The sequence below is a fragment of the Oceanobacillus timonensis genome, assembly GCF_900166635.1.
GTDB lineage: Bacteria > Bacillota > Bacilli > Bacillales > Amphibacillaceae > Oceanobacillus > Oceanobacillus timonensis.
On sequence record NZ_LT800497.1, the window covers coordinates 596,156 to 618,840 of the forward strand.

The 22,685-nt window shown below is 41.3% G+C and carries 16 protein-coding genes; 14 read left to right on the top strand and 2 right to left on the bottom strand.

Translation table 11 applies throughout. The annotated features are described in order from the left end of the window. The first annotated feature begins 45 nt into the window (after positions 1-45). The gene (locus B7E05_RS03220; RefSeq protein ID WP_080872474.1) at positions 46-1,155 is read left to right on the top strand and encodes a glycosyltransferase family 4 protein; all 1,110 of its coding nucleotides are present in this window, start codon (positions 46-48) and stop codon (positions 1,153-1,155) included. A 44-nt stretch (positions 1,156-1,199) separates the two neighbouring features. Here the strand turns inward: B7E05_RS03220 and B7E05_RS03225 are convergent, their stop codons facing one another. Next, complete coding sequence (locus B7E05_RS03225) at positions 1,200-2,510, bottom strand: nucleotide sugar dehydrogenase (protein WP_080872475.1); 1,311 nt, start codon at positions 2,508-2,510, stop codon at positions 1,200-1,202. A 191-nt stretch (positions 2,511-2,701) separates the two neighbouring features. Between B7E05_RS03225 and galU the strand changes: the two genes are divergently transcribed. From galU to B7E05_RS03285, 13 genes are all read left to right on the top strand, one after another. Further along, the gene (galU, locus tag B7E05_RS03230; protein ID WP_080872476.1) at positions 2,702-3,583 is read left to right on the top strand and encodes a UTP--glucose-1-phosphate uridylyltransferase GalU; all 882 of its coding nucleotides are present in this window, start codon (positions 2,702-2,704) and stop codon (positions 3,581-3,583) included. 249 nt (positions 3,584-3,832) lie between these two features. Further along, positions 3,833-3,961, top strand: coding sequence for a hypothetical protein (locus B7E05_RS22495; protein ID WP_281252429.1), 129 nt, complete (start codon positions 3,833-3,835; stop codon positions 3,959-3,961). Positions 3,962-4,386: 425 nt separating this feature from the next. Further along, positions 4,387-5,511, top strand: coding sequence for a glycosyltransferase (locus B7E05_RS03235; protein WP_080872478.1), 1,125 nt, complete (start codon positions 4,387-4,389; stop codon positions 5,509-5,511). A 32-nt stretch (positions 5,512-5,543) separates the two neighbouring features. Further along, positions 5,544-6,668, top strand: a complete 1,125-nt coding sequence (locus B7E05_RS03240) for a glycosyltransferase (RefSeq protein ID WP_080872480.1) — start codon at positions 5,544-5,546, stop codon at positions 6,666-6,668. A gap of 24 nt (positions 6,669-6,692) precedes the next feature. Continuing rightward, positions 6,693-7,469, top strand: coding sequence for a glycosyltransferase family 2 protein (locus B7E05_RS03245; RefSeq protein WP_245832934.1), 777 nt, complete (start codon positions 6,693-6,695; stop codon positions 7,467-7,469). Positions 7,470-8,093: 624 nt separating this feature from the next. Further along, positions 8,094-8,870 (top strand): ABC transporter permease, encoded by a 777-nt coding sequence (locus B7E05_RS03250; protein ID WP_080872484.1) that lies wholly within the window; start codon positions 8,094-8,096, stop codon positions 8,868-8,870. Between the two features lie 126 nt (positions 8,871-8,996). Further along, complete coding sequence (locus tag B7E05_RS03255; protein WP_080872485.1) at positions 8,997-10,622, top strand: ABC transporter ATP-binding protein; 1,626 nt, start codon at positions 8,997-8,999, stop codon at positions 10,620-10,622. A gap of 367 nt (positions 10,623-10,989) precedes the next feature. Beyond that, positions 10,990-12,945 carry a glycosyltransferase family 2 protein gene (locus B7E05_RS03260; protein ID WP_080872487.1) on the top strand — a complete coding sequence of 652 codons (1,956 nt, stop codon included), beginning with the start codon at positions 10,990-10,992 and terminating at the stop codon, positions 12,943-12,945. Next, positions 12,926-15,082: a glycosyltransferase family 2 protein gene (locus tag B7E05_RS03265; RefSeq protein WP_080872488.1), complete on the top strand. Its 2,157-nt coding sequence runs from the start codon at positions 12,926-12,928 to the stop codon at positions 15,080-15,082. Before B7E05_RS03260 ends, B7E05_RS03265 begins: the two co-directional genes overlap by 20 nt. Beyond that, a complete protein-coding gene (locus B7E05_RS03270) occupies positions 15,069-16,415 on the top strand; it encodes an ATP-grasp fold amidoligase family protein (protein ID WP_080872490.1) in 1,347 nt (448 codons plus the stop codon). The genes B7E05_RS03265 and B7E05_RS03270 overlap by 14 nt, the downstream gene beginning before the upstream one ends. A 45-nt stretch (positions 16,416-16,460) precedes the next feature. Further along, positions 16,461-18,083 (top strand): acylphosphatase, encoded by a 1,623-nt coding sequence (locus tag B7E05_RS03275; protein WP_080872491.1) that lies wholly within the window; start codon positions 16,461-16,463, stop codon positions 18,081-18,083. 99 nt (positions 18,084-18,182) lie between these two features. Beyond that, positions 18,183-19,832: an acylphosphatase gene (locus B7E05_RS03280; protein WP_080872492.1), complete on the top strand. Its 1,650-nt coding sequence runs from the start codon at positions 18,183-18,185 to the stop codon at positions 19,830-19,832. Positions 19,833-19,887: 55 nt separating this feature from the next. Further along, positions 19,888-20,919: a CapA family protein gene (locus B7E05_RS03285; RefSeq protein WP_080872494.1), complete on the top strand. Its 1,032-nt coding sequence runs from the start codon at positions 19,888-19,890 to the stop codon at positions 20,917-20,919. A gap of 61 nt (positions 20,920-20,980) precedes the next feature. On the opposite strand, the gene B7E05_RS03290 is transcribed toward B7E05_RS03285, so the two are convergent. Beyond that, a complete protein-coding gene (locus B7E05_RS03290) occupies positions 20,981-22,669 on the bottom strand; it encodes an ATP-grasp domain-containing protein (protein ID WP_080872495.1) in 1,689 nt (562 codons plus the stop codon). Positions 22,670-22,685 lie beyond the last annotated feature (16 nt).

Sequence of the window (22,685 nt, forward strand, 5' to 3'; positions counted from 1 at the left end):
CTGAGCGATTCAGGAGTATACGAATGTAAGATTTAGGAGAATACGATGCTTAACTATATAGATTTAACAATAGCCTTCTTCATATCTGCTGTCACAGCTTTGCTGGCTACGTTTCCAGTAAAAAAACTGGCAGTGAAAATAGGAGCAATGGATAAGCCAAATCACCGGAAAATACACCAAAGCGTCACACCGAGATTGGGAGGATTAGCCATTTTTATCGGTGCTTTATTTGGGATGCTTTATTTGCAGCCAAGGCATGTTTTTATTGATGAAATTTTGGTTGGTTCGCTTATCATCTTGATTACCGGCGCATTAGATGATAAATATACGATACGTCCGTTGGTTAAATTATCCGGACAGGTGGTTGCTGCAGGTCTGCTTATTTATGCAGGTTTGATTATTGAGCGGATTACGATCCCGCTCTTAGGTGTTGTGGAGCTCGGCTTTTTGGGCCCGGTCCTTACCTTCTTCTGGATTATTGGAATTACCAACGCCATTAATTTAATTGATGGCCTGGACGGACTGGCTACCGGCGTGACAACCATTGCCATGATCAGTATTTTCGCCATGGCGCTTGTGGATACACAGGTACTTGTCGCTTATTTATGTATTACCTTTATTGGCGCAAATATCGGATTTTTATACCATAATTTTTATCCTGCTAAGATATATATGGGGGACACGGGATCGAATCTGTTGGGGTATATCGTTGCGATTATTTCTATTTTAGGTTTATTTAAAAACATTACCTTCTTCAGTTTCATTATTCCGATTGTAATCCTGGCCGTTCCCATCTTTGATACACTGGTGGCGATGATTCGCCGCATGTATAACAAAGAAGGCATCATGACAGCAGACCGACGTCATATTCATTATCAATTAATCGATGCCGGCTACAGTCACCGGAAAACCGTAGTGATTATTTATCTGTTCAGCGGATTATTTGGGGTGATCGGAATCCTTTTTTCCGAGGCGGATTTAGCCATTTCCCTTATCTTTACCGCTGTGATGATTATTTTATTACATATTTTTGCCGAACTGGCCGGCCTAGTGATGGGTGGAAGAAGACCGGTTGTTACGCTGCTGAGAAGAATCAAGGCATTTTTGTTTAAACCTTTTAAAAAAAGAAAGAAATCAAGAAAAAGCAGTGACTGAGCATTTGTCACTGCTTTTTGAATGGAATTAGCGCTATATATCTTTTATAAGCTCCAGTATTGGAACCCTTCTGCTTCTAAAGCTTCTCTGCCGTAAGCACCCTTAATATCGACAAATACTTTATCTTCCGTTCGGTACATTGGCAGATAGTCGCTTGGATCATATTCGCTGTATTCGCGGTGCGGTACCGCTAAAACAACTGCATCCAAATCGGTTAATTCCTCGTCTGAAACCAAATCAAATCCGAACACTTCTTTGACTTCTTCCGGCTCTGCTTTGGGATCATGTACAAGCACATTCACACCATATTCGGTTAACTCATCCACAATGTCATTGACCTTGGTATTACGCACATCCGCAACATTTTCTTTGAAAGTCAGTCCAAGAATGGCAACACGTGCGCCGTCAACCTGCAGTTTGGATTTAATCATTTTCTTGATGATGCTGCTGGCAATATATCTGCCCATGTCATCATTGATTTTTCTGCCGGCTAAAATAATTTGTGAATGATAACCGAGCTGCTCTGCCCGATAGGTGAAATAGTACGGATCCACTCCGATACAATGTCCGCCGACAAGACCTGGCGTGAACTTCAAGAAGTTCCATTTCGTACCAGCTGCTTCCAGTACATCATTGGTATCGATCTCCATCTTATTGAAGACTATGGAAAGTTCATTCATAAAAGCAATGTTAATATCCCGCTGCGAATTCTCAATGACCTTGGCTGCTTCCGCCACTTTAATCGATTTCGCTTCAAAGATACCAGCTTGAATAATAGAACCATATAAAGCGGAAATTTCTTGTAATGCTTCGTTGTCTGATCCAGACACGATTTTTTGAATCGTTACAAGGGTATTTACCTTATCGCCAGGATTAATTCGTTCCGGCGAATAACCGACTTTAAAGTCTTTACCGAATTCGAGTTGCGAGTTATCCTCTAAAATAGGAATGCAGACTTCTTCCGTTGTTCCTGGGTATACAGTTGACTCATAGACAACAATAGAACCTTTGGAAAGATGCTGTCCTACTGTTTCGCTGGCTGAAATAACCGGTTGTAAATTCGGTGTTTTATCCGAGTTAATCGGTGTCGGCACAGCAACGATATGAAAAGTACAATCACTGATATCGCTGGGTGCGCTTGTGAATGTTAAACTTGTATCTTTTAATGCTTCGTCGCCGACTTCATCGGTGACATCGATTCCTTTTCGATATTGTGCTACTTTTGCTTCGTTTAGGTCAAAACCGACCACATCATATTTTTTTGCTAATTCTACTGCGAGGGGCAGTCCTACATAACCGAGACCAATAACAGAAACCTTGGCTTGTCTATCTTGAATTTGCTGAAATAGATTCATTTGTCTAGCCTGCCTTTTTATATAAATTCATGCAACATATTGCTGGTTACATCATCGTTCATACCTTACATAGGATATATCATAAAAAAATCTTACTCCATCCATATTATACAATTATTCATTTTAGATGTATAGTAAATGGTAGATAAACCTAATGAAGGATCAACAAAAACACACTGGAGGTGAACGGGATGACAGTAAAAAAAGCCATTATTCCAGCTGCGGGTCTGGGCACGAGATTTTTACCGGCAACGAAAGCCCAGCCAAAGGAAATGCTTCCCATTGTCGATAAACCGACGATTCAATATATTGTAGAGGAAGCAGCAGCCTCTGGAATAGAGGACGTCATTATTATTTCCGGAAGAGGCAAACGTGCGATTGAAGATCATTTTGATAAATCCTATGAATTAGAAGAAAAACTGGAGCAGAAACAGGACCTGGAGACATTGGAAGAAGTCAGAAGTATCTCCGGGCTGGCGAACATTCACTATATCCGTCAAAAAGAGCCGCTTGGACTTGGGCATGCTATTGGCTGTGCCAGTGCATTTATCGGCAATGAACCCTTCGCTGTCTTGCTTGGGGATGATATTGTTGTATCGGAAAAGCCATGCCTGAAGCAGCTGATTGATGTTTACGAAGAATATCATACAGCTGTGATTGGAGCTCATTCTGTTCCTTGGGAAAATATCTCGAAATACGGTGTCATTGACCCGGAAAATAAAGAAGAGACATCAGAGAGAACACGCTTTGTTCATGATTTTGTAGAAAAACCGGCAGCAGGAGAAGCGCCGTCAAACTTGGCGATTATGGGAAGATATATTTTAACGCCGGAAATCTTCTCTATCTTACAAACGCTCCCGCCTGGAAAGGATAATGAAATTCAGCTGACAGATGCGCTAAAAGAGCTGAACCGGAAGCAGGAAGTTGTTGCTTACAATTTTGAGGGCAGACGGTATGATGTGGGGAACAAGTTTGGTTTTATACAAGCAACCATTGATTTTGCGCTGGATAGAGCTGATTTGAAAGATAGTGTGATGGCGTATATGAAAACGAAAATAAAGAAAGAAGAATAGGAAGGAGAGAATGCAGGCTGGATAATAGTTTGCATTCTTTTTTGTACCTGCAAAATATATAGTTAAAAAAGAAGTATCCAAAACTATATTCAGAAATTTAAAATAAGAAGGAAGAATGTGTTTTTTTGAATAGTGGGAATTTATATTTTGTGGTAGACTTATTAAGAGCATAAGGCGGGCAAGCACGTATCTTATGCAACCAAAAACTTCCCCAAGTTGGCACTAGCCAACTGAAAGGAGGTGACTCCCTTGGGGCAAAAAGAAAGTCGCACAGTAAAAAGAAAGCGAGAAAGACAACAAAAAGGAACGGTTGTTATCAAAGGATTAACCACCCTTATAAAAGATATAGCTGTTCTCCTTAAGTTGTACTTGTCGTAAATAAAAAAATTTTTCCGTCCTCTATATTATAGAGGGCGTTTTTTCAAAAAAAAAGCTGGGAACCACCCCAACTTTTTTTATTCGCCCTTGAAGCGAAAATCGCACAATAATTTTTTACACCCTTATTATAATAGTATTCAATACGTTGAGTCAAGAAATATTATTCTTGCGAGCAAGCATGCGTTTTTAATAAGGGTTCTATATAACTATACCCTTATAAGGTGTATTTTATGCATGTTATTCATCTAAAATAAAAAATGAAACAAAGCCTGTCATCCCTTTGTTTCATTTTTTATGGCTTATCAACTGCTATCAAGCCTTTTTTTACAAAATATTCACTGTCGAAAATTTATTTATCGGTACCCCTATGTTATAATGCTTCTGGGTAAAATATCGACAAATTACTTTGAAGAGGAATGAAAAACATGGGGGAAAAGAAAAAAATATTTTTCTTTATATATCAGTTGGGGTCTGGCGGTGCGGCGCGAACGATGCTGAATCTGTTAAATAACATGGATTTAGACGAGTTTGAACCGACATTGATCACCTTGAATTATGAAGGGGATTATGAAAAATACTTAAAAGAAGAAATTACTTTTATCAAACTGCCGACCAGAAGATTGCGTTCGGGAATTATCCCTTTTTCTAAAATAATCAAAAAGGAAAAGCCCGATATCGTCTTCAGTACCATCCCTAACTATAACCTCATTGCGATTGCAGCAAGACTGCTGTCCGGTCACAAAGCAAAAAATATTGTCCGGGAAGCAGCGTTATTAGGAACAGAAGGAACATTTAATGCGAACCTGAAATTATATGGATTGGCCTACCGATTTTCGAAAAAAGTCGTTGCCCTTTCAGAAGGGGTGCGGCAGAATATCATTCAAAACTACAAAGTAAATCCGAAAAAAGTAGAGGTTATTTATAACCCGGTCGATATGGAAAATATAGAATCCTTGATGAAGCAAGGTGAAATTGCCGAGGAACATCAATCTAAATTTGATAACCCGAATGAAAAAGTAATTATTACAGCAGGACGTCTGGTAGATGATAAAGATCAGGCGACGTTGATTCGTGCTTTTGCAATATTACGTGAAAACATCGCAGCTAAGCTCATCATTCTCGGTGAAGGAGAACTGGAAGAGAAGCTGAAAAACCAAGTCAAAGCAGAGAATCTGGAGCACGCTGTATATTTTGCAGGCTTTCAGGAAAATCCATATGTTTACTTTCATAACGCGGATATTTTTGTATTATCCTCCAAAAGAGAAGGGTTCGGGCATGTGCTGACAGAGGCACTTGCGACCAGAGTTCCGATTATCTCCACCGATGCCAGGCCTGGCGCAGCCGAAGTTCTGGACAATGGCAGATACGGTGTAATGACACCAGTAGGAGATGCAGAGGCACTTGCTGTACAAATGGAAGATGTTTTAAACTGGGATAATGAAAAAAGAACCCAAGTCACGGAAAAGGGATGGGAAAGAGCAGCATCCTTTCGTGCAGAGAAGATTGTTAAAGAATATGAAATGCTCTTTAATCAAACGATTGATCAATAACAAGGAATAACAAAATAGAGAGGACAGCTGCAATGAATGAAGGAAAACGTGTTGTTCATTTAACGACAGTACATCACCCTCATGATCCGAGAATTTATCATAAGGAATGTAAATCATTAAAAAAAGCTGGATTCGATGTATACTTAATTGCCAAAGAAACAGAAGCAGGTGTCGACAAAGAGAGCGGCATCAAGCATATTCCCATCAAAGATTATACAAGCAGATGGGACCGGATGACCAAAGGCGCCTGGATGCTTTATAAACAGGCGAAGAAATTAAATGCCGATGTCTATCATTTTCATGATCCGGAACTGCTGCCAGTTGCATGGCTGCTCAAAAAGAACCGGAATCATGTGATTTATGATATTCATGAAGACTACATCACAAGCATGTTGCAAAAAGAGTATTTACCAAAACCGGTCCGTAAACTTGTTGCGAAAGTATATAAGAAAATGGAACAGTTTTTTACTAAAAAGATGGAATTGGTCCTTGCAGAAAAGTATTATAAGGATATCTATCCAAACGGTGACTGCGTTTTAAATTATCCGATGGTAAACACGGCCTTTTTAGAGCACCAACGTAAAGGGGAAACCGAAGATAAAGTCATTTATACAGGGAATGTAACTGATGTGCGCGGTGCGTTTTTGCATGCCAAACTGCCGTTAATAGATGATAACATCGCTATGCATTATATTGGGAAATGCTCCACGGAGTTTGCAGACGAAATTTACCGCATTGCCGGGGATCAGTCAGACCGGATTCATATTAAAGGGGTGGACCAATACATTCCTAAAGAAGAAATTGAACAAGCTTACCTGAACCATAATTGGCTGGCAGGGGTTGCGATTTTTCCGGAAACGGAGCATTATATGAAGAAAGAATTAACCAAGTTCTTTGAGTATATGAATGCCGGTATTCCAATTATCTGCTCCAATTTCCCGGTCTGGAAGAATTTTATCGACCAGTATCAATGCGGCATCACGGTTGACCCGCATAATGACCAGGAGATTAAACATGCACTGGACGATATAAGAAATCATCCAGAGGCCGCAAAGAGAATGGGCGAAAACGGTAAAAAAGCCGTTCAGGAACAACTGAACTGGGGCACAGAAGAAAAGAAACTGATAAATATCTATCAGCGTTTATTGAATAAATAGGACGAGATAAAGTGGGTGAACAGTTTGAGAGACAAAAAACCAATCATCTCTGTCATTACGCCAACCTATAATTCCGAAAGATTTATTGCCGAAACGATTGAATCGGTGCAGGCACAAACTTTTACGGATTGGGAAATGAACATTGTTGATGATTGCTCGACAGACCGGACGGCAGAAATAGTGAAAAGCTATGCCGAAGAAGATAATCGCATTCATTTAACCGTATTAACAGAAAATCAAGGTTCGGCCATCTCGCGCAATACAGCAATGGATCAGGCAAAAGGACGCTATTTTGCCTTTTTGGACAGCGATGATTTATGGCTGCCCGAAAAATTGGAGAAACAGCTCGCCTTTATGCAGGATAACGGAGCCGCCTTTTCCTTCACACAATATGTGCGCATGAATGAAGACGGCACAGATACCGGTGCAATCAGCACAGCACCAGCAACCGTGATGTATGAAGACCTCATGAAGCGCTGCGTTATAGGGTGCTTGACGGTAATGCTGGACCGTGAAAGAATTGGCGAACGGCGCATGGTAAATATCCGTACCAGACAAGACTATGCCTTCTGGCTGGAAATTACAAAAGCCGGCTACTTTGCATACGGCCTTCCAGAAGTACTGGCCAGATATCGACTAGTAGGCAACTCCATTTCCAGCAACAAATGGCAAGCAGCAAAACGAAACTGGTACGTATTCCGGGAAGTAGAACAACAACCCCTTCCCCAAACCCTATACTACTTCACCCATTACGTAACCCGTTCCCTAAAGGACTTACTAAAATGGAATGCGAAGAAGTAGAGAAGAAATAACATTTATAATAAGTAAACAACAACGAAACCTTTAGCAAATAGTTTTGGTTAATATAAGTAGTTACAGCAATGTTGTCAGGGTACTAAAATGGAGTGTAGGTGGTAGGTAATATCTGCGGGCGGAATTTTGGAGCTGTAGCGATTATTGAATTTAAATAAATTTGCCAACCATTAATTTTGTTGATGAGAACTGATTATTAAATTATAATTTTGTTTTGCAATAAAAAAGTTAAATGCTGTAAGTAGCGGAGGAAAAACACGGAGACTCCTGTGGGAAAGCGTAGTGTGAAGACCCCGCAGAAAAAAGTGAACTTCTTTTTTCGAGGAGGCTGAGGACAAGCCCACGGAAAGCGTAGTGTTTTTCCGTAGCGGTTGCCAGAAAGCTAAATAACTTTTAACACAATCACACAAACAGTATAAACGAAACAATGTAATGCCACTTATACCATTTTAATCAACAACATTATTTTAGTGTATAATAGCAACCATGCTCAGGAAACCTTCTAATAAGGAACCTGACAAAGAAACGATGAAAAAAGCCCTTTCCCGTTAGGACAACCACAACATGTCCACACTGGAAAGCATTGAAACAATTAGGCGGTGTCAAATTACAATGAAAAACTATATACAAGAGATTTTACGTAGAAAAGATTTACTATTCTACCTCGTAAAGTCCGGACTCAAAGCAGAACACCGAAACAGCTATCTCGGCTACTTCTGGTGGCTGCTCGATCCGTTATTAAACGTACTCGTATTTTACTTTTTAGTCGTCATTATCTTAGATCGCGGCGGAGAAAATTTTGGTTTATTCCTGGTCGTCGGTTTAGTGGTCTGGAGATGGGTATCCACCAGCATGAACTCAGCTTCTAAATCGATTTTAAGATACAGTTCGATTATAAACCAAGTATATTTGCCAAAATCAATATTTCCAATATCCTTTACACTGACGCAATTATTTAACTTTGGATTTGGATTAATTGTCATTGCAGGGTTTCTGATAGGATATGGTGTGTTTCCGGATTGGCATGTAATTTATTTACCAGTCCTTATCCTGATACAGCTGACATTCCACTTAATGCTGGGACTTGTCTTAGGCTATGCCACCATATTTGTTCGGGACATCGACAACTTACTCAGTTACGTGACAAGACTCTTTTTCTACGCATCCCCAATTATTTGGGAAGGCGGACGCTTGCCGCCGGAATATAGTTTCTTTGTCGATATTAACCCGATAGCGGTTATGGTAACATCCTACCGTGATATTTTAATGTATCATCGGGCACCAGATTTTCTGGGGCTGGGCATCATTTTCGTTGCCAGCTTAGCAATCTGTGTCTACATGATTTATTATTACAGTAAGAACGAACACAAGATTATTAAAGCACTATAGTTCATCATGCCCGTAGCACGCTGTGTATTTCCCTCTCTCTTTATAAGGGGAGAGGGTTTTACAGCATGCAGGAGCAGGTTTTTGTACCAAAATGAGAAGCTATTGTGTTATAAAAGAGGTTTTATTATGTCAAATCATGATAATGAAAAAATCGATAAACAGTCCGATAAACAGTCCAAAGAAGAAGTAGTGAAGTCGAAAAATATCGCTGTATCCTTTCATGATAACCGACATGCAGATGATTTAAAATCTACCCTGACCAACGTTTTTAAAAGGAAAAAAAATCAAAAGAAAAAAGAAAAGGTATGGCCGTTAAAAGATATTACCTTTACCGGCTACCAAGGGGAGATTTTAGGAATTATCGGTTCAAACGGTGCCGGCAAAACGACATTGAGCAAGATTATTACCGGTATTCTAGAAAAGGACGCAGGAACGATGCACGTCGATGGGAATGTCACGGCGCTCTTCTCCTTTGGCATGGGCTTTAACAAAGAACTGACTGGAAGAGAAAATGTCTATTTAAATGGCATGATGCTTGGTATTAAGAAGCAGTTGATCAATGATTATATTGAAGATATTCATGCCTTCTCCGAAATCGGGCAGTTTTTTGATCAGCCGATGAAATATTATTCCAGCGGGATGAAGGCACGGCTTGGTTTCAGTGTCGCGTCGCATTTGCAGCCGGAAATTCTTATTTTGGATGAGGCATTAAATACAGGAGACGTGAAATTTGGACAGAAAGCAGCGGAGAAGTTGAAGCAGCTGGTTGCCAACGCCAAAATGGTAGTCATTGTCACCCATAGTTTGCGTTACGCGCAAAAAAACTGTGACCGGTTAATCTGGCTGGATAATGGTTACGTCAAGGAAATTGGGGACCCCAAAACAGTCGTTGAACATTATAAAGCGACCGTTCCGCCAGTTGCACGTCAAAACAGGCAAAAGCGCAGTTTGAATGTTACCAAGACAGAAACCAATGTCAGTGATAAATCGATTCTCAAAGCGGAGGACGTCGGCGTATTTTTCAAGCTTCAAAATAAAAAAGAAAAATACTGGGCGTTAAGACATGTCAATTTTGATATCAAAGAAGGCGAAGTTGTCGGGATTATCGGACATAACGGCGCCGGGAAAAGCACGCTTTGTAAAACGATTACCAATATATTGAAGCCTGATGAAGGAAACCTGACTGTAAACGGGCAGACTTCCTCTCTGCTTGGTTATGGAACGGGCTTTAACGCCCAACTGACGGGCACCGATAATATTTATTTAAATGCGATGCTGTTGGGAATTCCCCGAGAGCGCGTGGATGAAAAATACGATGAGATTATTGAATTCTCCGGGATAAGAAAAGCCATTGATAAACCGGTGAAGCATTACTCTTCCGGAATGAAATCGCGGCTTGGCTTTAGTATCGCGGCTATTTTAAAACCGGATGTATTTATTGTGGACGAGGCCTTGTCTACAGGAGACCTCGCCTTCCAGGAAAAAGCCAGCGTACGTATCCAGGAAATGATGGATCACGCCAAAGCGGTCATCATTGTTTCCCATAGCATGGGATTCGTAGAAAAAGTATGTACCAGAGGCATCTGGATGGAACAAGGACAGGTCAAATTCGACGGCTCAGCAGAAGAAGCAGTCGCTAAATACCGCGAAGCAATGGGCGTTCAGAAAAAGCCAGTAAAGAAGAATACAAGGACAGTAAATGCCAACAAACCAGCCGGAACAAATAATGTACAGAGTGTAGAACAAAAATAAAGTCTTCAATTAAAACATGTTATAATTTAGAGTCAATACTAAAATCAATGATTGAGTTAAGTAAATAAATATGGTTATAACAACTAATTAGCGGAAGAAAAACACGGAGACTCCTGTGGGAATGCGTAGTGTGAAGACCCTGCAGAAAAAAGCGAACTTCTTTTTTACCCGCGGGGCATAAGAGCGACTTTAGCTCTGTCTGCGCCTGCCGGCTTGCCAATCGCTAAGTCTCCTTTATCGAGGAGGCTGAGGACAAGCCCACGGAAAGCGTAGTGTTTTTCTGGAGCGGTAGCTTTTAATATTCATTTATATAATAGTATTTAAAGCTTGTTGAATAAAGGATCAGAGAAAAAATGGTGGTGTCATCATGGCAGGAGTTATCAAAAAAATAGTAGCAGAACCAGTAGACTGGTTTATCTACTCGGTTTTAGGAGAGAAGCAGCGGAAGAAGCTCTTAAACCTCTTAAGCACCCGGCAAAAAGATACAATTAAACGGGTTCTGCTCGGAAAAAAAGAAGCAGAGAGACAGCATCTGAAGCAAATAAAGTACCATTTATATGATTTGGGCTTTATCGATAAAGGGCTGGAAGATTTGGAGATCTATATCGAGGAGGCCAATGACCCGTCCTTAAAAAGAACAGCAGCCTGGGAAAAGGTACTTTGGCATGCCAATCAATATCATGAAAAAGACGCTGCAATTGCGCTGGAGTATATGCCGCTGGCAGAAATGGGCGAACTTCAGCCTGACCAGCAACGGCGCATTGCCATTATCAAAGCAGAACTGCTCGATGCAATCGGCAGGCGAGAGGAAGCAAGCCAAGTGCTAACAGACGCGCTACAAACAGGAGAGCATGCCGATATTTATCTCGCTTTAGCGAACTTGGAAACAGCTATCACGGATCGATTTGTTTATATGAATAAAGCTTTCTCTCTATACAACTTGGATAACATTGCCACAGATGCAACCGGCCAGTATGACGGGCTTCATACCCTGAAAACACAAGATGATACCACGGATGGTCCGCTTATCTCTGTGATTATCCCTGCCTATAATGCCGGGGATGGCATCCGGGTAGCCATTGAATCAATGCTTCATCAGACATGGCAGAACATCGAACTGTTGATTGTCGATGATCATAGCCCGGATAATACCTTAGAGATTGTACAGGAATATGCCGAAAAAGACAGCCGAATCAAGGTATTACAGACACCGCAAAACAGCGGTCCTTATATTGCCAGAAACATTGCCCTGGAAGCAGCATCGGGCGAATTTGTAACAGTGAACGATTCCGATGACTGGTCACATGCTTCTAAATTAGAGGTACAGGCCAAGCATCTGATAGCCAATAAAGACGTAATTGCCAATACGTCGGAACATGCACGGATCACAGAAGAGATGAAACTTTACCGTCGGGGGACGCCTGGAAAATATATTTTCCCGAATATGTCATCGATTATGTTTCGCAGGCAGCCAGTCATGGAGAAACTCGGTTTTTGGGACAGCGTCCGTTTTGCAGCAGATGGCGAATTTAAACGCCGTTTGTTAAAAGCGTTTGGCATACGGGCTTACGCAGATGTGGCAACGGGGCCGTTATCCCTGCCGCGCCAAGCCGTTACATCGTTAACAGGAAGCTCCGCATTTGGCTATAATGGTTTCTTTATGGGAGTACGTAAAGAGTATGTGGAATCATTGGAATACCATCATCAGCAGGCAGCGCATCTTCGCTATGCTTATCCGATGACCGTCCGCCCATTCCCGGTTCCGGAACCGATGTGGCCGGCTAAGGAAGAAAAGACAGAGGGTGTCCGGAAGTTTGACCTTGTGATTGCCGGGGATTTCCGAGCCTTGAATGAAGCGGATTGGCACGTCTTTCATACCTGCTTCCATTCCGAGGCGCATCGAATCGGGCTGGTGCAAATCAATGCTTATGATTTCACCCTTCCGAAAAAAATAGCAGATGCGGTCCGCGAGCACATCGATGGCGACCGTCTGCAGATGCTTGTTTATGGAGAAAAGATTGCTGCCCGAAAAGTGGTGTGCATCAATCCGGCCATTTACCAGTATCAACAGAAGTACCTGCCTCATCTGACAACGGATGAACTGCAGGTTGTGCTGACAGCGTCACCTGACAACGAAGAGAGCTTGAACAACGCTGCTGGGCATATGGAAAACTATTTCGGACAGCCGGGCGTGTGGTTTCCGGCGAATGAACAGATCCAACAGGAAATCGGGCAGATTATTTCAGTAACGGATATCCAACAGGCATATACCAACCGTTTATGGGGAAAGAGTTGTCTTGACGATGAAACAACCAATCAATAAAACAGAACTCCGCACACGTCTCCAGCACGTAGAGGGGGAGTTAGCGATAAAAAGAAAAGAAGAGGAAGCGTTGAAGGAGACTTATAGACACTATAAGTCTGCCTTTTTGTATGCAGACACCTTGAAACGAACAGCAAAAGGCTGGAAAAAAGGCAGTGTTTCCCTGGCAAAAGCTATTCCTTCTTATGCGCTGGGGCGGAGAAATATCAAAAAACTATACAGTAAAGCTTATAAACAAAAGGACGCAAGCAACCAGCTGAAGGCGATCAAGAATTACTTGTATGACCTTGGTTTTGAAGAACGCGCTCTGCGTGATTTGCAGGATAGGCTATACCATTCCGACAATAAATATTTGGTCAAAGCAGTAGCATGGGAACTCGGTTTTTGGTTCGCCAATAAACTGACACCAAATAGAGCTGCACAAGCGCATGTCTATTTAGAAATAGCGTTGGAAGAAGAACAAAATACGGATATACGCCGTCGTATTATCATCCTCCTCGCCGAAACGTATAAAATAATGGGACAATCTTCTAAAGGTATGCAGCTGATCAAAGATGCCCTTCAACAGGATAAGCATCCGGACTTATTACTGGCACTGGCTAACCTGTGCTCCAATCCGGATGACCGCATCTTTTGGATCAATGAAGTCCTCCGTGCCTATCAGCTGGAGCCGCTTTTTATCAATCAGAAAATCGCAGGCGGCTATCTCTATGATCAATTGGACACCAACCCGATTCAGATAAAAGAGGAGCTGGATGAACAGCCGAAAATAACGGTTATCATCCCGGCATACCATTCGGAATCGGGCATTTCTGTTGCATTACGGTCGCTGACAAAGCAGACCTGGACCAATCTGGAAATCATCGTGGTGGACGACTGCAGTCCGGACGAGACCGCTGCGGTAGTCAAAGCATGGATGCAGCAGGACGAGCGGATTCAACTCCTGCAGACAGAAACCAATTCCGGTCCGTATGCGGCCAGAAATATTGCCCTGAATCAAGCTACGGGAGCGTTGGTGACCATTAACGATGCAGACGACTGGTCGCACCCGCGAAAAATAGAAATGCAGGCACGCCATCTGCTGAACAATCCGGATGTTATCGCCAATACATCGGAGCATGCCAGACTGACAGAGGATTTATATCTATACCGCAGAGGCATGCCGGGAAAATATATTTTTTCCAATATGTCATCAATTATGTTCCGCAGACGTCCTGTTTTAGAAAAGGTCGGCTACTGGGATCAGGTGCGCTTTGCCGCAGACAGTGAATTTAAAAAACGGCTGGCGCTCACCTTTGGAGCGGAGAAGGTACAAGACGTGCCAACCGGACCGCTTTCTTTCCCGATGCAGTCTTCCGGTTCGTTAACGGGCAGCTCTTCCTTTGGATATAATGGCTTTTTAATGGGAGCGCGCAAGGAATATGCGGAAGCACATAACCGGATGCACCAGCAGGCAGATAGTCTCTATTTTCCTTATCAGCAACAGACGCGCCCTTTTCCGGTACCCAAGCCGATGCTGGAAAAAGGAGCCCTGCATCAGGTCGATGTGGTCTATATCGCTGATTTTCGACGCTATGACAAGGAGATATGGAAGGAAATCAATATCCTGAAGGAAATAGGTCTTACCATCGGCCTGATTCAATGCGGAATATATGATTTGAAACAAACCAAGTTTATTCATGCGAAAGTCAGAGAGCATCTCGATGGAGAACAAGTAAGCATGCTTGTATACGGCGAAAAAGCAGCAGCACAGCTGACCATCATTAAAAACCCGCTGATTTTTCAGGATAAACAGCGCTATCTGCCGGAACTGCAGAGCCCTGCAGCCAAAGTCATTATCGATCAAGTGCCGGCGAAAAACAATACAGCATACAGCATGCGCCGCGCTGCCATGCGGCTGCACCGTTATCTGGGGCATCCTGCAACATGGTATCCGGCAAGTACGGAAATCAGAGAACAACTGATTGAAGAACAAAGCCATAGTCTGCGTTATTATCCTGTGGCAGCTTTCAATTGGACGAATGAAAAACAGGCATTTATCAATATGCTGCAGGATAATTTTGTGATTCACAGTAAATCCGGCACTGTTCCCGAAAAGAAACAGGAGGAAGGAGAACAAGAAGATGGCAGAGGATAAATCATATGAAGCATTGATTGATCAGCTTATCGAAAAAGAAGCACAACTGGATCATACCAAAGCAAGTATCGCCAAGACAGATAAACAAATCAAAAAAATCATGAAGAGCAATACGTATCAAAAAACAGCTTCTGTCCGCAAGCTCCTTCCTTCCGGGAAAGAAAAAGACAATTATATTGCGTATTTAGAAGAACAGCTCCTGAACAAGCAATCAGAAGAGCTTTTGCTGAAGGAACAGTTATTGGAAGCGCAGCAAGAACAGGAGCAATTGGATTATGATACACTGTGGCGATATATCAAAGAAAAGAAAGATACCGGACAAATCATTTCTGAATTAGATAAACGCATCGAACAGAAAAAGCTAGAAGACCGTCATTTCCGGTATATCCTGGAAGCAACGGCACGCCAGTTTCAACAAGAAGAAACAGCCTTTAAACAGCGTGTTTTCACGAAAGTATTAGAAGGGGCAAGAGAACATGCCTCGGAATTCATGGTACGGGCAGGGTTGACGGAAGAGCCAGTGTCCCTTTCGGATGTTGCCTCCTATCGTGCCTGTATGAATATGCGGGTTCGACAGTACCAATTGGCTGGCACCTTGCCGGAATATACGCTGGATGATAAGCAAGTAGCTTACCGGTTTATGCAAAAACAAGGAATGCGTACACCGCATAGTCCAGAAGAGATATATACGATCGATACACTGCCGGAACAAGAAAATATCGTCATCAAGCCGGCAGATGGAGCTGGAGGACGTGGCGTTTACATTGTATACGGTTCTAGTGATATAATAAGTGTAAAGACAGGAGAGACATTATCCAACTGGTCGCTGCTGAAGCACCGGATGGAGAAGGACCTTTTGGAAAAGAAAGTCGCACAGGATGCGTGGCGTATCGAAGAATTAATCTTGGAAGATACCGACAAAAAAGTATCCGGACGTGACGTGAAATTTTATTGCTTTTACGGCAAGGTTGGCGTTGTCTTAGAAATCATCCGGACCCCGGAGATGACATACTGCTGGTGGGATGGACAAGGGGAACGCATTCAAACCGGAAAATATGACGATAAAGCATTTCAAGGGAAAGGTGTCTCCAAAGAAGAAATCGACATGGCAGAGCGAATCAGCAGTCAAATTCCCAGTCCGTTTATGCGAATCGACTTTTTAAGGTCCGAGGATGGACTTATTTTTGGAGAATTTACACCGAAACCAGGCAACTATGAGGCATTTAATGATAAAATAGATACGTATTTAGGAAATTTATTTATCGAAGCGCAAGCAAAATTGGATAAAGACTTGCTTCAGGGGAAGGTATTTGAGATATTTAAAGAAGCATAGCAGGAAAATGATGAATTAAAATGGATAAATCAGGAGGATCAGGGCATGAGTGAGAATAATGCCGAATGGCTAGCGCATTTGACATCAGAAGTCATTTCTGATGTACACGGAAGTTTATTAGATGCATACGTTATTGCACTGGAAGGATGGCGCAGAGGTCTGAAATTAAGATGGCACGTGGAAAATTCGGAAAAATTCAGTGAAATGGTTACATGGTATACAGACAGACCAGGACAATTATTTTCATTAAGTTCAGCGAACCGCACGCATTATTTCTTCCGTTCCAGAGGCGATAAAGTAACCAATGAAGCGGTCTATACCGGAAAAGATAAGGGAAACTCCCTAGAACATTTGCGGAAGAATGGGGTAGCTGTGCCAAACGGGAAAATATTCACTGGCGATGAAAGCAAAGAAGCCATCAAGAAATACGCGGAAGAACTCGGTTTTCCGGTTGTCTTAAAGCCAAAAGACGGCAGCTTTGGCCGCGGCGTCTTTGTGAACATTACCAGCCCAGCGGAATTGGAGGCATGTCTGGACTATACCAAAGAGCTGGGAACCGATGAGGATCTCATTGTGGAGCAGCATATCGCCGGAAAAGATTACCGCATTTATATTGTAGGAGATGAAGTTGTCGGAGCAATGCATCGTCAGCCGCCAAACGTTGTCGGAGATGGTGTACATACGCTGGAACAGTTAATCGATCAGAAAAATGCAGAGCGGGAAAAAAATCCGCGTCTGGTGAGCTGTCTGATTACGGTAAACGATGAGTTAACAGACTTTATTGCCAGAGAAGGGCGAACACTCACGTCGATTCCTGAAAAGAATGAGCTTGTCTATTTAAACTTCAAAGGCAATATCTCACTTGGCGGCGATCCGATTGATGTGTTGGACGACCTGTCTGCAGAAGTGAAAGAAACCGCCTTGCAAGCCATACGTTCTGTGGAAGGACTGACACACGGAGCAGTTGACTTAATGGTGAACGAAGCGGATAACCAGGCCTATGTGATTGAACTGAATCCTACAGCACAGCTGGGCGGATTATTATATCCAATCCAGGGGAAATCACGGGATATTCCTAAAGCAATCATGGATTATTACTTCCCGGAAACAAAAGAAAATAAAGTAACGCAGATTAACACTTTCTTCGACTTTCATGATGTATTGGACCCGCTCCAAAATCGGGATGCAACAGTGACAACCGTCACACCATGCCCGCAGCAGAAAGTCTATATGAAGAAATACATTGTTGTCGGTGATGTCCTGGACATCGGCTATCATCGCGGCCTTCGCAAACAGGCATTTGAACGGGAGCTGCACGGATATATCATGACTAAAGAAATTGGCGATATCGAAATCGTGGTTGCCGGCACAGATCCGGAAATGGTAGAAGACTTCAAGCACGGCATCTGGGAAGATGAAGAACGGGCATCCGTGATGGAAGTATTAGAAGAAGAGGTGGACGAGCCGGTTAAAGTCGGTTTCGAAATCAAAACAGACCTGAAAACACAGATAGAAGAATTGAAATGGTACCAACGGGAACTGGAAGAAACAGAGCTTGCACTGAAGAAAGCAGAATTAAGACGGAGAAAGCATTATGAAAGCCTCTCTTGGAAGGCAACCTCGCCGATTCGTGCGGTTGGCTCGGTTTTCAAGAAGTTTAAGGGATAAGGATTAGCGGATTAAAGGATGTTCAAAAAGTTCAATAAAAAAGACACGGTGAATTTCATTGGACTTTTTGAACTTGGACGATAACAGGAGGATATGAACATGAAAGATAATCAGTTAGGGATAAGTCTTCCACATCTGAATAATGAGATGGTAAGAAATGCGAGAAAAACACGTCTCGATGCATTTTCCGTTGCATTAGAAGGATGGCGGAGAGGCCTCAAACTAAAATGGTATACAAAGGATTCCGAGCACTTTGAAAATATGGTTATTTTTGGAGTGAACCCGCCCGGCCGTCTATTTTCGTTAACTTCAGAGAAGCAGACACATTACTTCTTTCGGACAAGAGGAGATTTGGTTTCCAATGAGGCAGTAGAAGTTGGATCAGAAAAAGATGATACCAAAATCTATCTTGGCAATGCAGGCGTCCCTGTACCCAAAGGAAAAGGCTTTGAAGCAGAAGCAACCAATGAAGAAATCATCGCATTCGCAGAATCAGTCGGTTTTCCGATGGTTTTAAAACCGACCAATGCCAGTCTGGGAAATGGTGTCGTAACCAATATTAAAAATCATGAACAATTACTGAAAGCAATCCACTATGTCCGGCGTGAATTGGAGTATGAAGAAGTCGTGCTGGAACAGTACGTCAGCGGAAAAGAATATCGTGTCTATGTGGTGGGAGATGAAGTCATCGCTGCCTACAACCGTGTACCTGCCAACATTATGGGGGACGGAGAACATACCATTGAACAATTAATCGATATTAAAAACGCGGTACGAAGAAAAAATGCACGTCTTAACAGCTGTCTGATTCATATGGATGTAGAAATTCTTGAATTTATCCAGGAAGCAGGCTATACCCTGGAGAGCGTTCCTGAAAAAGGCGAAGTTATTTACTTACGGGAAAAAACCAACGTATCCTCCGGCGGTGATCCCGTAGACGTCACTGATACCATGCCGGAAGAATATAAGCAAATTGCGATTAAAGCATTAAAAGCAATCGATGATTTCCCGCAAGGCGGTGTTGATATTATTGTTAATGACCGCAGTGATGTAAGAGGAGAAGCAGTGGTGATTGAGTTAAACCCGACTGCACAAATCGGCGGCGCCCTTTTCCCGATTGAAGGAAAATCAAGAGATATACCGAAAGCCATTATTGATTATTATTTTCCGGAAACAAAAGGAAGAGTGGATACCACTAAATCAAAAGTATCTTTTGATTTAATCAATGTCCTCGAACCTCTGGAAAACAGAGCAGCATTGGAAGTGGAAGTTGCACCGGCACCAATCGGGGAATTGTATATTCAGAAATATATTGTGAATGGAAATGTGCAACGATACAATTTCCATAAATGGCTGAAGAGACAAGCACTTGCGAACAATCTCCATGGCTATGTCAAAAGTGTCGTTTTTGATGAAATTGAAGTCGTTGTAGCCGGAACAGATAAAAAAGTCGTAGATGACTTTAGAGAAGTCATTAAAGGCTATCCGCAGGGCTCGGAAGTAACTCGTATAAAAGCAGAGGATTATGATGGCTTTGTCACCGTAGGATTTGAAATCTCTGAGAAATACAATACCAATAATATCAAATCCGTACAGCATGCTTTACGCAGAATGGATAAAGATCTGCAAGAGCTCAGGAAGAAGAAGGATCGAGCGGAGAAAGATGTGAAACATATTTTGAATAGTACTTCCTGGAAGGTGACGGAGTCTATGCGGAAGATTGGGTCGAAGGTGAAGGATAAAAAGTAATTTATTTATCTAGCCTATATTAGATAAATTGATAAATAATGGTGGAGGAATGGCAATGTCAGAAATGAAATTAGTAGCTACTGGAGATGTGTTGTTACACTCCAGAGTTTACGATATAAGTAAAAAAGATGGGAAATATGACTTTAAAGACAAAATGGCACCTGCAAAAAAAATACTCCAATCCGGAGATCTTTCTGTTGTTAATTTAGAATCAATTGTAGCTGGGGAAGAGTTAGGACTAATTTCTTTCCCGGAATTCAATAATCCGATAGAATTAGCGGAAAATTTAAAGGAATTTGGAACAGATATTGTAACAAATGCGAATAACCATAGCCTCGACTTAGGGGAAGAAGGCGTTATTAAATCTGTGGAGAACCTTGAAAAAATTGGCTTACCTTACGTTGGTTCACATAAATCAAAAGAAGATCATAAAAAGTTTCGTATCTTTGAGAAGAATGGAATTAAAGTAGCTATCCTGTCCTATACAGCAGTAACTTTAGGAAAGAACCCTCCAAAAAATAAACCTTATCTTTTAAATCGTATTGTGGGTGGCTCTACGAAGGAAGTTAGGCGTGATATTGAACGTTTAAAACAAGAAAAGAATCCGGATGTGGTCATCGTTGCAGCACACTTCGGAAGAGAATATGCGCTTGTACCGCCAGCTTCTCAAGTAGATATTGCTACTTCTTTATCAGATGCTGGAGCGGATATTATATTAGGACATCATCCGCATGTATTACAACCTGCACAATGGATTTTGAATTCCAGAGGTAAAAAATCTTTTGTCATTCATTCATTAGGAAACTTCTATAGTGGCCAAAAAGGGCTGTATAGACAAATCGGCGGTGTGTTATCTTTAAATATCAGTAAAGATGAAAAAGGAAGAATCACTATCGATCAGCCTGAAATGGACTTAACTTATGTAGATGCCAGCCGTGAAAACAATTATCAAATGCACTTATTAAGTGACTATATAGCTAAAAATCCTTATATAGAAACAGTGCACGATACGTTTGATAGTTTGGAAGTATATAGTGAATTAAACGAAAGATTAACACAGTGGATGCCGGAATTTAAATTAAAATAATAACAAATAAAGAAGCCATAAACAGTCTAAACTGCTTATGGCTTCTATTTAATTCATAAGGCTATTTTTTTAATTTCTCAGTAAATGCTCGAATGGGTTTCGTCATTTTCCAAGAATTACTTTCTTCCATTTGCTGTAGTCGTTTCTTTAACTGTTTATTTTGTCGTTGGGTAAGTTCCAAAGTACGTTCATCCCGCTCATATTTTGCTAAACGGTTGACGGCATTTTGATAGTCAGACTTTAGTTTAGCATAATCTTTCATATATTTATCGAGAACAGATTTCTCTTTAGAGTTACCTTTGTTATTATCGACAGTTTCTTCATTTGTCGATTCAATATGAAAACCATGCATAATAGGACTAGAGCGTTTCTTTTCTGTAATTGTTGCAGACTTGCTAACCCTTTTTACGTATTTCTCAAGTCTAGTATGAAAATCATTAATTCTTTTTTGACTTGAGCCGACAATAATAGAAATGTCTCCGTTATTTAAAGGTTTAATATAACCATTAACACGTGCATTATATGCTGCCAAACGTTGAACGCGATCTGCAAAAGCTTCCGTATAATCACAACCGCTAATGACGTAGCGAGTAAGAGTTAAAGCTTCTGTAGGTAGTACGGGTAGTTTTATATCAGTTGCATTTCCATTCATACAAGCATCGAAAATGAAGTTGAAATCTAAAAAGAACTTTTGAGCACCTTCCCGATTGTAATTAATAGTTTCAGGAAAATAGAAATCAATTAAATCAGATGGTATATCTCTAGCTTGTCCTTTCATTGGGAATAAATGCTGCGTGATATGTGCACGTGTATTAAGTTCAATAACAACGCCAGTATCACTTTCTTCATTAATCATCAAATCTACACCGCATTGAGGCAGATCATCGAAAGCATTTACCGCATCTACAGCGATTTGTTTGATGTTGTCAGATAGTTTATCAGTAACGTCAATAGAGTCTCCGCCAGCAGATACGTTATTTTTTGATTTAATATAAACTAATTCTCCATTTGGTATGACAGATTTTAAATCATAGCCCTCTCTACGAAGCATATTTTTAAGTTCATCATCGATTTTTATTTTACGGTTTGTTAGTGATGGAAGTTTGGCACGTTCAATGTTCTTCTGATTAATTAGCTGCCTTACTGTACTTTTACCGTCTCCAATAACATTTGCTTTTACTCTTTTTAATGCACCAATGACTTTGCCATCTAATACATATAAACGATAATCTTCTCCAGTAAAATACTTTTCTAAAATAATATGAGGAAATTTTAATTTAACACGTACATAATTTAACGCTTCAATTAATTCCTCTTCATTTCGAATACCAGCAATAACTCCTCTGCCGCCGGTTCCAGCTAAGGGCTTTACTACTAGGGGATAATCGATTTCGGAAGCGTATTTTATTATATCAGAGTCACTAACATCAGCGTCAAAATCTCGTCCACCCGGTGTAGATACTTTCTTCTTTTGTAAAATTTCTTTCGTAACTAATTTGTTTTTAGTTAAATCTTTGGTTTGTTTAGAAACTAAATCTCCCCGTGTAGCACTGAAGTGATGCTTTCTATTGCCATCAGAAATTACATAATCTGTTTCGAAATTTCCAGTACCTTCTTTTACAATGCGAAAGGATATTTTCAATCCCCTTCTCCAAGCTTCTAATATAATGCTATAGGAACTTAACATATAATCATTTGCTTTTTGGGGTATGGGGTGGTCTAAACTTTTTAGAAATCGATTTTCTTCCATAATCAATTCTCCTAAC

Bases quoted from the DNA above. Each gene is read 5' to 3' on its own strand.
- B7E05_RS03220 (WP_080872474.1), top strand. From the start codon at position 46: ATGCTTAACTATATAGATTTAACAATAGCCTTCTTCATATCTGCTGTC.
- B7E05_RS03225 (WP_080872475.1), bottom strand. From the start codon at position 2,510: ATGAATCTATTTCAGCAAATTCAAGATAGACAAGCCAAGGTTTCTGTT.
- galU (WP_080872476.1), top strand. From the start codon at position 2,702: ATGACAGTAAAAAAAGCCATTATTCCAGCTGCGGGTCTGGGCACGAGA.
- B7E05_RS03235 (WP_080872478.1), top strand. From the start codon at position 4,387: ATGGGGGAAAAGAAAAAAATATTTTTCTTTATATATCAGTTGGGGTCT.
- B7E05_RS03240 (WP_080872480.1), top strand. From the start codon at position 5,544: ATGAATGAAGGAAAACGTGTTGTTCATTTAACGACAGTACATCACCCT.
- B7E05_RS03250 (WP_080872484.1), top strand. From the start codon at position 8,094: ATGAAAAACTATATACAAGAGATTTTACGTAGAAAAGATTTACTATTC.
- B7E05_RS03255 (WP_080872485.1), top strand. From the start codon at position 8,997: ATGTCAAATCATGATAATGAAAAAATCGATAAACAGTCCGATAAACAG.
- B7E05_RS03260 (WP_080872487.1), top strand. From the start codon at position 10,990: ATGGCAGGAGTTATCAAAAAAATAGTAGCAGAACCAGTAGACTGGTTT.
- B7E05_RS03265 (WP_080872488.1), top strand. From the start codon at position 12,926: ATGAAACAACCAATCAATAAAACAGAACTCCGCACACGTCTCCAGCAC.
- B7E05_RS03270 (WP_080872490.1), top strand. From the start codon at position 15,069: ATGGCAGAGGATAAATCATATGAAGCATTGATTGATCAGCTTATCGAA.
- B7E05_RS03275 (WP_080872491.1), top strand. From the start codon at position 16,461: ATGAGTGAGAATAATGCCGAATGGCTAGCGCATTTGACATCAGAAGTC.
- B7E05_RS03280 (WP_080872492.1), top strand. From the start codon at position 18,183: ATGAAAGATAATCAGTTAGGGATAAGTCTTCCACATCTGAATAATGAG.
- B7E05_RS03285 (WP_080872494.1), top strand. From the start codon at position 19,888: ATGTCAGAAATGAAATTAGTAGCTACTGGAGATGTGTTGTTACACTCC.
- B7E05_RS03290 (WP_080872495.1), bottom strand. From the start codon at position 22,669: ATGGAAGAAAATCGATTTCTAAAAAGTTTAGACCACCCCATACCCCAA.